Raw genomic sequence first — 13,759 nt, 5'->3', positions numbered from 1 at the left:
CACGGACGCCTACCGCGACCCCGGCTCGTCCGTTCTCCAAGGAATTGCACCCATGTCGAAAGTCCTGACTGCCACGATCGCGGTGGTGTCGCTGCTGACGATTCCGGCATCGGCGCAGGTCTGGCGGTCGGATCTCGGCAACGGCACTTTCCGCAACCCGGTGCTGTTCGCGGACTATCCCGATCCCGACATCATCCGCGTCGGCGGCGACTATTATTTCGCCACGACGACGTTCGCCAACGTGCCGGGGATCACTATCCTGCACAGCCGCGATCTGGTCAACTGGACGCTGGCGTCGCACCTCGTCGATCGGCTGGAGGGCAAGCCCGAATATGATCTGAAGGGCGGCAATGCGTATCGGCACGGACTCTACGCCTCGTCGTTACGCTATCACGCGGGCACCTATTATCTCGCTAATACGCCGGTCGGGCAGAAGACGCGGATCTGGTACGCCAAAGACGTGCGCGGGCCGTGGCGCTATCACGAACTGGAGCGCGAGGCGTTCGATCCCGGGCTGTTCATCGAGCCCGACGGGCGCGCGTATATTGCCACCGCCTCGACCGCCGACGGCACGATCACGCTGCTGACGCTCGACGCGACGATGACGCACGTCACCGACGCGCGGCAAATCCATTATATCAAGGGCGCGGAGGGTTCGAAGATCATCCGCCGGGGTGCGTATTATTATCTGTTCAATGCGTTGCCGCCGCGGCTCGGGCTGACGGTGTCGCGGTCGCGCAGCCTGTTCGGGCCGTGGGAAACGCGCGACCAGATCGACGACACGACCGGCGGGCATCAGGGCGCACTGGTCGACCTGCCCGACGGCCGCTGGTTCGGGTTCGTCATGGAGGATAGCGGTGCGGTCGGCCGGATGACCAACCTCAGCCCGGTCTTCTGGCGCGACGACTGGCCGGTATGGGGCACCGCGGACGCCCCCGGTCGCGTACCGCGGCTTGCGCAAAAGCCGATCGCCGGCTTTCCGTTCGCCGAGCCGGCGACCTCCGATAATTTCGCCGCACCGCGCCTGGGATTGCAATGGCAGTGGAACCACAATCCGGACCCGAGCCGCTGGTCGCTGGCGGCGCGGCCAGGCTGGTTGCGATTGAAACCGACGGTCGCGCCACGCTTCTGGTCGGCGCGCAACACGCTGACGCAGAAAGGGCAGGGGCCTGCCAGCCGCGCCGAGGTGAAGCTCGATATCGGTCATCTCGCGCGGGGCGACCGATGCGGGTTCGGGACGCTGGGGCAATATAGCGGCAACTTGACGATCGAGCGCGACGCCGGTGGCACGACCTCGGTGGCGATGGAGGTGACCGAAGACACGATCGACGGTGCGCGGACCGAGACGCGCGGTCGCGGCGTGATCGGTGCCGGCCGCGCGCTATGGTTGCGCACCGAGATGGATTTCACGATCGATCGTGCCCGCGTCGCGTATAGTCTCGACGGCCGCCGCTGGACCGGGCTCGGCGGCGACTTCCCGCTCGCCTTCGCGTGGCGGACGGGGACGTTCCAGGGCGAGCAGTTCGCGCTGTTCTGCTACGCGCCGAGCCCAGGCAGGGGCTGGCTCGACGTCGACTCGTTCACGTTGAGCGCGCTCGAACCCCGGGCGACGTTCAAGTTCCGCAACGCGCCCCCGCGCTAGTCATCGCCGTGGCGCGACGGGTATCTCGAACGTGCCGACCGGGAGCATCGCGTCGTCGGACAGGTTCACCGACGGCGCATCGGCCCAGGCATAGCGGACCCGCATGACCGGCCTGCCGTCGCCCGGCAGCGTCACGGTCGTGCCCGCCACGGTGCCTGCGGCATAGCGGCAGGTGGCAGGCGCGGTGTCGCACAGTTCGAACCCGATCGCCTGGTTCGCACCGCGAGCGTGGAGCGCACCGGTCACGTCGCCGAAGCGCAGCGCGATGCTGCCATCGGCCCCGGCGTCGACCGCGGCGATCGCCGGACCGGACGGCCCGCCGGGCGCGCCATAGACCGCCGACCGCATGACCTTCGCGAGGCGTTGCCCGACCTCGTGCTTCTCGCCGGGATGGATGTCGAGCGCGTCGCCAATGTCGAGCGTGACCGCGATCCCGGCATGGCGATCGGCGGCGGCGACGCGGCGCTGCGCATCGCGAACATAGCCCCAGCCGCTGTCGCTCGGCGCACTGGTCGGCTTGCCGTAGTTCGCGAGCTGGACGATCCCGAAGCCCGTCTCGGGCGTACCGAACCGCGTGCGCCAGTCCGCGATCAGCGCGGTGAGGCGGCGGTCGTAGCCGGGGATGCCGGTGTCGGACTCGCCCTGATACCAGGCGATGCCGGCGAGCTTGGTCGACGCCAGCGGCGCGATCATGGCGTTGTACAGCGTGCCGTCGCCGTTGATGTCGTCCCACGGTACGCGCGGGGCCGCGCCGTCGAGCCGCTTGGCGATCGCATAGCGCCAGCCGCTGCCGAGCGCGGCGCTGCTGCCATCGGCGAAGGTCACGCGCATCGTGTCGGCGGGGCCGGTCATGCCGCCGAATGCGTAGACGTCGTCGTCGTTGACGGTGATGACGTTGCTGCCGGGCTTCAGCGTACCGATCGGCAGCGTGTAGACGCGCGCCTTGCTGGCCAGGCTGCTGCCACCGACGCCCTGGCCGTTGACCCAGGTCCGGTCGGCATCATCGATCGTGCCGAGCGACAGGATCGCGGGTCCGCGCGCCTGCGCCGCGGTGACCTCGACCGTCCGCTGATACCAGATCATGCCGTTGTAATCGGCAAGTTCGGGCACGCCCCAGGTCTCGAAATTGGTCATCGCCGGCACGGGTTTCCAGTCGAGCGCCGCCGCCGCCTGCCACGGTTCGCGCCCCGCCGCGTCGCCCGACCCGGCGCGCCACCAGCTTTCCCAGATCGTCGACGCCTTGCGGTCGGCGGCGGCGGGATCGCGCGCGTACAAGGCGAGCAGATCGGCCTCGGCGCCGAGCCCTGCCTTGCGCAATGCCGCGTCGCTCATCCAGGCGCTGATCCGCGATCCGCCCCAGCTCGAATGGATCGCGCCGATCGGAACGTCGGCGGTGCGGCGCAGCGCCTGCACCATGTAGAAACACGCCGCCGAGAACGCCGGTACGGTCGCAGGACCCGCCGCGGCCCACTGCGGCTGATTGGCAAACCGCGTGGCCGGGCTCGCCGCGGAAACCTTCGCCACCGTCAACAGCCGCAGTCGATCGTCGAGCGGCGGATGCGCGTCGGGGATCAGGTTTTGCGCGTCGTCGACCGCCAGTTCCATGTTGCTCTGGCCCGAGCACAGGAAGACGTCGCCGATCAGGATATCGCGCACCACCGCCGCGCCGCTGTTGGCGGCGATCGTCAGGTCGTACGGACCGCCCGCGGGCAGCGCGGGCAGGCCCGCCTCGAACCGGCCATCGCGGCCCGCCTTGGTGGTGACGGTGCGCCCGGCCAGCGCGATCAGAATCGTCTCGCCCGCCGCCGCGTCGCCGCTCAGTACGATCGGCTGGCCGCGCTGGATCACGGCATGATCGCCGACCACGCCGTCGAGGCGCGGCGCGGCCCAGACCGGAGAGGCCGCACCGGCGATAGCGGCGTAGAGCGCGAGGCGCAGGGCGGTTTTCATCGGATCATCTTCCTTGGGTCTCAGATCGAACGAGAGGGCAGCTCAGACGGGCAGGTCAGATCGGCTGCAGCCCGTGTTTGACGATGCGGTCGATCAGGTCGCGATGACCCGGCAGGCTGCTCATCATGCGTTGCGTCTGGAGATGGTTCTCGCGGCGTGCGCGCTGCGCCAGGGCGGCCTCCGCCTCGATCGTGCCGGGCAACACCGCGGTGCGCGCGCCCATGCCGTACAGGACATATTGATAGCTCGCCGACGGAAAGACCTCTTCGGCGCGGTCGAACTCGTCATGGATCCACGGCGACTGATATTGCCAAAGCTCCATCAGCCCGCGCAACCGGTCGGGGATCGTCTCGGGCCGGACGTTGTCGCGCCAGAAGTCGGTGTCGGTGCGCTTCGTCAGCGTATAATGCAGCTTCAGGAAATCGACGATCCGGCCCCAGCGATAGTGCGCCGTGTCGTTGAAGCGGTTCGCGACGACGTCCATCACCTCGCGACAGACCGGCATCTGTTCGGCGATCATCTTCGCGGACAGTTCGACGAGCACGATCGCAGACGCTTCGAGCGGTTCGAGGAACCCGGCGGCGAGGCCGACCGCAACGCAATTGCCCTTCCAGAACGTCTCGCGGTGCCCTGCGCGGATCGCCAGCTTGCGCACCGGCAGGTCTTTCCCCGCGGGCCCCAGATATGCGCGCAGTTCCTGCTCGGCAGCATCGACGTCGATATGGCTGCTGGAAAAGACATGGCCGACACCGCGGCGGTGGGGCAGGCCGATGTCCCAGATCCAGCCGGCCGACTGCGCGGTGGAGATGGTGTGGCTGGCGATCGGATCGTCGGGGCGGTCGTACGGCAGTTGCACGGCAAGCGCGGTGTCGCAGAACAGCGTATCGGCGCAGCTACGGAACGGCACGCCCATCGCGTCGCCGATCAGCCGCGCGGCAAAACCGGTACAGTCGACGAACAGGTCGCCTTCGATCGTCACGCCCTGCGCGGTGCCCACGCGTGCGATGTCGCCGGTATCGTCGAGCACGACCTCGGTCACGTCGGCCAGGACATGCCGCACACCCAGCGTATCGCAGCAATGGCGCTGCAGGAAATGCGAGAATTTGCCCGCGTCGAGGTGATAGGCATAGTTCGCCAGCCCGTCGAACTCGGGCGTCGCCATCGTCTTGGGGGCAAGGCCCTCGTCGCAGATCCGGCCCTGCGGCGTGACCGCGTCGCAGAAGCTGTCGTCGCCGTGTTCGGACAGCCAGTGCGGCGCGAGGTTCACCGTACCGAATTGCTGCGGCAGCATCAGCGGGTGGTAATAGCCGTCGTCGACCGCGCCGGTCGTCCAGCGATTGAAACGCGCGCCCTGTTTGAACGCCGCGTTGCAGTGGCGGAACAGCTCGGTCTCGGAAACGCCCATCTTGCGCAGCGTGGCCCGCAGCGTCGGCCAGGTGCCTTCGCCGACGCCGATCGTCGGGATGTTGGGGGATTCGACCAACGTCACCGTGAAGCCGTGCTCGCGCTGGCCCTTGTGCCGCGCGGCGATGACGCCTGCGGTCAGCCAGCCGGCCGTACCCCCTCCGACGATGACGATATTTCTGATCTGGTGCATGAATCAGCGTATTCGAAAAATGGCGGAGCACAACGTCGTCATGCTCCGCCAGGGGGGAGAACTCAGAAGCGGAAGCGCGCGCCCAGCGTGTAGCGTCGACCGTAATCGAACACGTCGAGCAGCTGGTTGCTATAGCGGCCATGCGTGCTCTGCTGGTTGTTGTTGACGTTCAACGCCTCACCGAAAATGCTGAAATTCTTGGTGACGTCATAGCTGCTCGTCAGATCGACCTGGAAGCTCTGGTTGACGAAGGTCGGCTCTGCACCGAACGAACCGGTGTTCTGGTTCTGCCCGAATTGCAGCAGATACTTGTCGCGCCAGTTGGCCGCCGCACGGAACTGGAAGCCGGACTTGTCGTAGAAGCCGACGAAGTTCGCCGAATTGGCGAGGCCCGTCACCGCAAAGCCCGACTGCGTGATGTCCTTGTCGTCGTAAGGACGGTTGGTGTTCACGAACGTCGCGTTGGCCTGGAAGCCGAACCCGGTGTCGCCGAACACCTGCTGCCAAGCCAGCTCGACGCCGCGGACGGTCGCATCCGGACCGTTGATCTGCTGCGATACCGCGAACGATGCAGGCTGGCCGGTGGTCGGATCGATGACGCCGTTGATGGTCTGACGGGTGACGCCGGCAACGACGAAGTTGCTGACGTTCTTCAGGAAGAAGCCGACCGACAGATACGAGTTGCGGCGGTAATACCATTCCGCCCCGACGTCGAAATTGTCGGCGAGATAGGGCTTCAGGTTCGGATTGCCGCCGCTGGCCGACAGCGCCCCGATCCGCTGGCCGTTGCCGACGTTGAGCACCGGATTCAGCAGGTTGAGTGCCGGGCGGGTCAGCGTCCGCGATGCATCGAAGCGCACGAGCAGGTTGTCGGTGAGTTCCAGCTTCGCATCGATGCTGGGCAACAGGTACGAATACGAGCTCTTGCTCGTGATCGCGCCGGGATCGGTATAGGTCGGAATGCTCAGCAGCGTCCGGTCGGCGGTGCTGGTGACCAGCAGCGTTGGCAGACGACCGACGCCTTCCGCCGTCAGGTTGGTATGCTCGTTACGCACGCCGGCGTTGAACGTGAACGGCTGGCCACCGATCTCGGTCTTGAAATTGGCACTGAAATACAGCGACCACGTCCGTTCGCGCACGCGCAGCACGCTGCCCGGATCGACCGCTTCGTCGAACGCGCCGGTGAACCCCTGCACGTTCGCATAGTTGTAGCCCGGTACATTCTGCGCCTGCGGATTGCCGAGGCTGGACAGGTAGTTCTGGTACGCGACCGGGCTGAACACGAACACCGACGGCGGCAGCGAGCCGTCGAAGCTGGGGATGAAGTTGTTGAGGCTGACTGACCCCTGATACAGGTTGGCGGGCAAGGGTGCGATACCCGAGGTGCCGGCCGACGGCGCGCCGTATCCGGCATAGGCCTGCCAGAAATTGTTGACGAACGTGCTGGTGTTGCGGAAGTTGAACGTGTCCTGGTAATATTGGCCACCGGCCTTGAGCGTCAGGTTGTCCTGCTTCCACGTCGCGTTGCCACGGAACTGGATCAGCTCGTCGGTATTGCGCTGGGTCTGGTTGACCGCGACGTGCGAGCCGATCAGCGAGGTGTCGGCCCAGGCCGCGGAATTGCCCGCGGGTCCGAAATTGCTGATCGAGGGGAATGCGCTGCTGCTGTCGCCATCGATCTTGAAGCGCAGATTGTTGCCCAGCGCGCTGCCGTACCCGATGTCGCCGTTCTGGCTGCCGATGACGTCGCCCGGGTTACGCCAACTCTTGGCGTAGGATCCATCGGCTTCAAGCGTCAGGTTGCTGGTCGCGTCGTATTTGACGTTCAGGCCGGTCTGGTTGGTCTTCAGGATCTCGGTGTTCAGCGCCGCGGTGAAATCGGTCGGCGTTCCGGTCTGCGTGAAATCGGTCGCGGTGCCGTTCTCGTCGAGCGTCACGTTGCGCAGGTCGCCCTGGTTGAACCAGACGCCGAACGCATAATTCTCCGACGTCACCTTCTGACGCGAATAATTGTTGTCGAGCGTCACCATCAGGTCGTCGGTCGGGTGATATTGCAGCGAGATGCGCGCATCGATGCGCTCGTCCTGCACGCGCTGCTGTTCCGCACCATATTGCTGCGGAAACCAGCCGGGGATGTTCTGGCGGTTGGCCGGGTTGGCATAGGCCGCAGACGTCGTGTCGCTGGTCGGCGTGCACGCGCCGGTGCCGCCCGCAAGCTGGCAGCCCGCAAAGTTGCCACCGGGCCAACCCGAGACATAGACACGATTGGTATCGGTATCACGTCGAGTATAGATCACGTCGGCCAAGATGCCGAACTTGTCGTCGGCGCTGGTCGTGCTGAGCAGCAGACCGCCGGTCGGGACGATCTTGCCGGCGCGATCCTGGATCGAGGCCGACGCCGTCGTCGCGGCGCGGAAACCGGGGTGGTCGAACGCGTTCGGGAAGGCGATGTTGACGGTTGCGCCGATCGAGCTCGATGCCAGCGATACGTCGGGTGTCTTGAGCACGCTCAGCTGGCCGATGAAGTCGACGCCGACGGTGCTGAAGTCGATCTGACGCCCGCCCGTCGCAGACGAGATGCGGCGGCCATCGTAGAGCGTCGTGTTGAAATCGCCACCGAAGCCGCGGACCGTGATCCCGGTCGGTTCGCCACGCGAGCCGGACCGCTGGATCGACACGCCGGGCAGGCGCTGCAGCGATGCGGCGACGTTCGAATCCGGGAATTTGCCGATATCCTCGGCAGATATGACGTCGACCACGCCCGACGACGTGCGCTTCAGGTCGAGATTGCGCTGCAGCGATCCGCGCAGGCCGACCACGACGATATCGTCGCCGGCGGTGTTGCCCTGCGAGGCGTCCTGTGCGGTCGCAGCATCCTGAGGCTGGCCGGCTTCGGCCGCGGTCGTCGTGTTGGCGGTGGCCGGCACCGCGGGCTGCACGGCGGCTGGACGATCGGTCGTCGCATTCTGGAGGTTGGTCTGGTCCTGCGCCATCGCCGGTGAAGCCCATGCCAGTGCGGCCATGCTGCTTGCGCACGCCAATGCATATGCCCGACGCGCACGTCCGCTATCGCCGGTCATCAAACGGGTATCCAGAGTCACTTTCAACATCCCCTCATCGACGCCGCGCTGCTCCTTATTGGTAGGAGCTATCCGGCAGTATCTTTGCGCAATGTCACGAGTCGGATTCCCGGCTCGCCTCCCTGCGGTAGCGCTCACAATACGCCATGCGATAATCATTGCAAGCTCTTGTAGGAGTGAAAGCGAAGACCCTTTGCAAGGATGACGGGGTGTGCGAATTCGGTCGCGGGACCGCGAACCTGGCGGCCCGAAGACAGGAGTATCGGATGCCGACGTGGGAGATGTTGAACCGGGAACAACATGCCGCGCTGCGCGTGTCCCGCGCGTGCGACGCGAACCGGCATTTCGCGCAGATCGTCGCCGACGAATTTCCGCGGGCGGCACCGCACTACATGATCCTGTTCACCAAACATCCCGAGACCGGCGCCTTCTATGCAGGCGTCGTCATGGGACTGGAGCCGGGCGACAATCTGCTGACCGTCGACGGCGTCCTGCCGGACTACCGCCCCGCCGATCTCGAACGGCAGGGCTTCTTCGTCAACGACGGCCAGGTGGTGATCGACCGCGAGCATCCGGTGTTTGCGGGCGTCAAGGGCGAGCCGGTGTTCGAGATGGACGGCGAACCCGCGCTGGCGCTGAAACGCGTGCAACAGGCGCTGCATACGCTGCAGGAAGGCATCCCGGCGACCGACGAGGCGATCAAGCGCTTCCTGGCGCACGGCTTGCTGGAGCCGGTCGACGTCACGCTCGATTTCGACGACGGCAACCGGCTCCGACTCGACGGGCTGTACACGATCAGCCTGGATGCGCTGCACGCCTTGCCCGACCCCGCGGTGCTGGAACTGTTCCGCCTCGGCGATCTGCAACTGGCCTATGCGCAGACCGGCTCGCTCCGGCATCTGCGCACGCTCGGCCGGATCCGCAATGCGCGACTGTCGGCCGGCGCCGCGTGACGCAGGCGCCGCCCAGCGAGGCGCTGGCCGACCCCGCGCGGTTTCGTGCGGAGGTCATGACCCAGGGCGAGCCGGTGCTGATGCGCGGTGCGGCACGAGACTGGCCGCTGCTGGCCGGCGACGGCGTGCAGGGGCTTGCCGACCATTTGCTGCGGCTTGAGACGGGAGCATCGGCCGAGGTGTTCGTCGGCGAACCCGCCATCGGTGCCCGCTATCATTACGACGCGACGATGGCCGGGTTCAATTTCACCCGCTCGACGATGCCGTTTCGCGACGCACTGACCCGCATCCTCGAAACGGCGTCGGAGCCGGGGCATGCCAGCATGTACATGGGCTCGCTGACCGCGGAGACCTTCTTTCCCGGCGTCGAGCAGATGACCCGGTTGCCGTTCGTACCGCCCGAGGTGCGTCCGCGGATCTGGATAGGCCACGCCTCGACCGTCGCCTGCCATTACGACACGATGGACAATGTCGCGTGCGTCGCGGCGGGGCGTCGGCGCTTCACCCTGTTTCCGCCGGATGCGATCGGCGACCTCTATGTCGGGCCGATCGACCATACGCTCGCGGGCCAGCCGGTGGCGCTGGCGGTCGGCAGCGGACCCGATGATGCGAATTTCCCCCGCTTCGAGCAGGCGAGGCACCGCGCGCGCGCGTTCGACCTGGAGCCGGGCGACGCGCTGTACGTGCCCAAGCTCTGGTGGCATCAGGTCGAGGCGACGGGCGACATCAACGTCCTCGTCAATTTCTGGTGGGATGGGTTCGCCGCCGGGCCGGACCAGCCCTATACCGCGATGCTGCTGGCGCTCACCGCGATCGCCGATCGTCCGCCGGCCGAGCGGGCGGCATGGCGCGCGTGGTTCGATCATTACGTCTTTCGCCCTGACGGTCACCCACTCGCATTCCTGCCACCGGAACGACACGGCATATTGGGCGCGGCGAAGGAAAATCGCGGCCGCATCCGAGCGCTCGTCATGCGATTGTTGCGGGGCGGTTGAGCCCCCCGGACCGCGCCCCGAACACGATGGCGAGGCCGACTAGCGCACCGATCAACGGGACCGCCCACGCCATCGCCAGCAGGAGCGCGCGACTGTCCTGCGCCAGCGGCTGACCGACGGTCCAGCCGATCGCCGACAGCCCGCGACCGAGCAGCGCACCACTGAGCCCGCCACCCGCCTTCAAGGTCAGCAGCAGCAGCGCGACTGGCAATCCCTCGAGGCGAACGCCGGTGCGCCGCTCGCCGTGGTCGACCGCGTCGGCGAGCAGGACCCAGATCATCATCTGCAACCCGGCATTCCCCGCCCCGAAAAGCGCGATGCCCGCGATCATCGCCTCGGGCCCGATCGCGAATATGGCGAGACCGACCGCGATCGCGACCAGCGCGCACCACAGGACGCGGCGGCGGCTGCTACGGCGAGCGAGCGCCATCCACGCCGGCAGCGTGACGAGCTGCGCCAGCGCCAGCGTCGCCAGCGCTTGGCCGGTCCAGGCCGCATCCTGGATCACGCCCTTGCCGATATAGGCAACCGATCGGGCCAGGAACGGCAGCGTCAGCGCCTGCGCCAAGGCCAGGGCTAGCAGCATCAGGAACGGCCGGTTGCCGACGATCCACGCGAACGACCCCTTTCGCGCATGCGCCGTCATCGTCGCCGATCGTGGCGCGGATGCGGCCGACAGCCACAGCGTGGCGACATAGGCGACCGCGGCAAAACCCGTCGCGAGGATCAGCGCGGACCCGCCATCGGCGCCCGGATCGACGAACGCCGGCGCGAAATAGGCGACCGTCAGCGCACCGCAGCAGCTGAACATGTAGCGCAGGCCCGACACGGTCGTCGCGGCACCGGGCGTACGGGTCAGCTGCATCATCAGCGCGTTGTGCGCGACGTCGCAGACCGAATAGGCGGTCCGGAACAGCAGCACGATCGCGATCGCCCACAGCAGAACGGCAGAGTCGTGCCCTACCGATTCCGGCGCGCCTGGTCGCAGGAAGAAGATCGCGAAGAACGCACCGACAACGGGAGCGCCGACGAACAACATGCGACGATAGGTGCCGAGTCGGTCCGCCGACCGGTCTACCAAGCGCCCGAGTAGCGGATCGCAGACGCCGTCCCAGACCAGACCCATCATCACCACCAGCCCGGCTGCCGCGGGCGATATGCCCCAGCGCTCGGTCAGGATGAACAGCAGGAAGAAGTCCATCGTCGACGCGAGGACGTTCTTGCCGAAATTGCCGCTCGCATAGCCGATCATCCGGGACCGCTGGACCGGGGGATCGACGATCCTGTCGACGACTCTATCGGCGGTGGCCTGCTCCATACTTTGCGGTCTTAGCGCCGGTGTCTTGCAGTTGCGGGACATTTCGCGTGGCAGTTCTGACGGATGGTGCAGCGGTCGTAATCGTCAGCGTACCGCCGCGCAGCAGATCGGCATGCCGGACACGAAAGTCCGGCAGGGTCCGTCCGTTCAGGCTGGCCTGCATGATCCGACCGTCCTCGGGCCCCGACCGTTGGATCGTCAGCCGTCGTCCGTTACCGAGATCGAGCGAGCTTCGTGCGAATGCGGGGGTCGTGACGACGTACCAGGGCTCGCCGGGCACCAGCGGGTACAGGCCGAGCGTCGCGAACACGTACCACGCGGTCATCCCGCCCGCATCGTCGTCCATCCCGTCGGCGAATCCCTGCGGCGACAGTGCGAAGCTGCGGCCGACGAACGGCACCGCCAGCTTGCCGCTGTTGGTATAGGGATGCGCGATCGGCTTTGTCAGGATCGTCCGGACGAGGTCGGCGGTGGCCTGCGGCTGGCCCAGCGCGGCGAACATCCACGGCACCTGAATGTCGGGCTCGTTGGTCATGTTGAACAGGCCGGCATCGAAGAAATGGTGCAGTTCGCCGAGCAGCCGCTCGTGGCCGACCGTCGCCGTCATCCACGGCAGGTCGAAGATCGGCGCCCAGCGATATTGCCACAAGGTGCCCTGGTACAGCCCGCGCGCCTTGACCACGTCGCCGTCCGCGCCGGGTGTCTGGAACACCGATCGCCACATCGGGCGGTAGCTCTGCGCCTTGGCGGTGAAGGTACGCGCCAGGTCGGTGCGGCCGAGATCGCGCGCGAGTTCCGCGGTCGCCCAATCGTCATAGGCGGCCTCGATCTGCTCGTCCGGCGTCCCGCGCTTGAGCGTGTCGCTGTCCGCCACCATCCCTGCCAGCGCGGCGGCCGCGTCGAACGCGATGCCCTTGCGATGCATGTCGAGCAGCGCGATCCCGGCATGCTCGGTGCGGACCGTCAGGAACGGTTCGCGCGGCGTCGACCATTGCGGCTTGCCGCCTGCGTAGAGCGCGACCAGCAACTGCGCGATATCCGCGCTGCGCTCGGGCTGGAGCAACGCCAGCAACGGCATCTGGGTGCGGTAATTGTCCCATAGCGACCAGTTGGTGTAGCGCGTCCGGCCCTTGGGCGAGGTCTGCACGGTGCCCGTATTGTCGCGGTGGCGTCCATCGGGATCGTCGATCGAGACCGGGGTTTCCATGACGCGGTAGAGCGAGGTGTAGAACAGCGCGCGACCGTCCCGCGGGCCGCTTAGCGCGACACGACCGAGGATGCGGTTCCAGGCGGCGCGTGTGCCGCTCGCGACGGCGGCGAGGGGCGTGTTGCCGACCTCGGTGTCGCGCACCGACGCCGCACCGGTGCCGTCGACGCTCGACAGGCCAGTGCGGATTTCGATCGCGTCGCCGGCTTTCGCGGTCAGGCGCAACGTAGCGAGGTCGCTCGTGCCCTTCGTCAGGGTCCGGTGGATAGGCCGGCCGTTGACGAGAACCCGGCTGGCGGTGTGGAGATGATAGGCGCCCTGGTCGCAAACCGTACCCGCGACCAGATCGGCGCGGAGGTCGTCGCTGCCCAGGCTTGCCCAGCTGGCTGCGAGCCGCTTCGAATAGCTGTGCCGCGGGTCGATCCGCAGGTCGACCGCACCGGCGCGGGGCAGGGTAAAGCGCAACACGCCCGCACCCCGCGTCGCCGCCATCTCCGCGAGGATACCGCCATCGTAGCGCACGCGGTAGACGCCGGGTCGCGCCGTCTCGCTCGACTTGTCGATCCGCGCGGGCCCGCTGTAGTTGGCATAGCGCAGCGAGATCATCAGGTCGCCGCCCGCACCACCGCAACCGACCCCGACGCCGCGCGTGTGCGAGAAGCCGAGCAATGTGGTCGCGGCATGGTCGTAGCCGGCGTGGTTGGCGGGGCTGGTATCTGGGCCGAGCTGCATCATCCCGAACGGGGCCACGGCGGCTGGGGAGAGTTGACCGAAGTCGGCGAGGGTGCCGACGAAGGGGTCGACCAGGTCTGCGGGGGTGTCCTGCGCAGTGGCTACGGCGGGGGTGAGAAGCAGTGTGAGAAGGAATGGGTATCGCAAACGCGCTTTCCCTAACCACCCCGGCGAAGGCCGGGGCCCAATTGGAAAGGTCGGCGTAACGGAGGGCGATCCCCGATTACAGCTGTCGCCCAATTGGGCCCCGGCCTCCGCCGGGGTGGTGGCATGCGCGCTGACCAC

Annotated in this window: 8 protein-coding genes; 3 read left to right on the top strand and 5 right to left on the bottom strand. The window is 67.0% G+C overall.

Going from position 1 to position 13,759, the window contains the following annotated elements:
- The first annotated feature begins 52 nt into the window (after window positions 1-52).
- Entirely contained in the window at window positions 53-1,642 is a 1,590-nt protein-coding gene (locus tag U1707_RS03370; RefSeq protein ID WP_332798691.1) for a glycoside hydrolase family 43 protein, read from the top strand.
- Here the strand turns inward: U1707_RS03370 and U1707_RS03365 are convergent, their stop codons facing one another.
- From U1707_RS03365 to U1707_RS03355, 3 genes are all read right to left on the bottom strand, one after another.
- A complete protein-coding gene (locus U1707_RS03365) occupies window positions 1,643-3,592 on the bottom strand; it encodes a sialate O-acetylesterase (protein WP_332798690.1) in 1,950 nt (649 codons plus the stop codon).
- 55 nt (window positions 3,593-3,647) lie between these two features.
- The gene (locus U1707_RS03360) at window positions 3,648-5,189 is read right to left on the bottom strand and encodes a tryptophan halogenase family protein (RefSeq protein WP_332798689.1); all 1,542 of its coding nucleotides are present in this window, start codon (window positions 5,187-5,189) and stop codon (window positions 3,648-3,650) included.
- 62 nt (window positions 5,190-5,251) lie between these two features.
- Window positions 5,252-8,212, bottom strand: a complete 2,961-nt coding sequence (locus U1707_RS03355; RefSeq protein ID WP_332798688.1) for a TonB-dependent receptor — start codon at window positions 8,210-8,212, stop codon at window positions 5,252-5,254.
- A 323-nt stretch (window positions 8,213-8,535) separates the two neighbouring features.
- Here U1707_RS03355 and U1707_RS03350 point away from each other — a divergent pair, with 323 nt between their 5' ends.
- Both U1707_RS03350 and U1707_RS03345 read left to right on the top strand, forming a co-directional pair.
- Window positions 8,536-9,222, top strand: a complete 687-nt coding sequence (locus U1707_RS03350; RefSeq protein ID WP_332798687.1) for a SapC family protein — start codon at window positions 8,536-8,538, stop codon at window positions 9,220-9,222.
- Window positions 9,219-10,217: a cupin-like domain-containing protein gene (locus U1707_RS03345; protein WP_332798686.1), complete on the top strand. Its 999-nt coding sequence runs from the start codon at window positions 9,219-9,221 to the stop codon at window positions 10,215-10,217. The genes U1707_RS03350 and U1707_RS03345 overlap by 4 nt, the downstream gene beginning before the upstream one ends.
- On the opposite strand, the gene U1707_RS03340 is transcribed toward U1707_RS03345, so the two are convergent.
- Window positions 10,192-11,535 (bottom strand): MFS transporter, encoded by a 1,344-nt coding sequence (locus U1707_RS03340; RefSeq protein WP_332798685.1) that lies wholly within the window; start codon window positions 11,533-11,535, stop codon window positions 10,192-10,194. The two genes, U1707_RS03345 and U1707_RS03340, sit on opposite strands and share 26 nt — an antisense overlap.
- A complete protein-coding gene (locus U1707_RS03335; protein ID WP_332798684.1) occupies window positions 11,513-13,621 on the bottom strand; it encodes a glycoside hydrolase domain-containing protein in 2,109 nt (702 codons plus the stop codon). The genes U1707_RS03340 and U1707_RS03335 overlap by 23 nt, the downstream gene beginning before the upstream one ends.
- Window positions 13,622-13,759 lie beyond the last annotated feature (138 nt).

Source organism: Sphingomonas sandaracina (assembly GCF_036663695.1).
Classification (GTDB): Bacteria; Pseudomonadota; Alphaproteobacteria; order Sphingomonadales; family Sphingomonadaceae; genus Sphingomonas.
The sequence above is the reverse complement of the archived record's forward strand: the minus strand, read 5'-3'. Positions and strand labels throughout refer to the sequence as shown.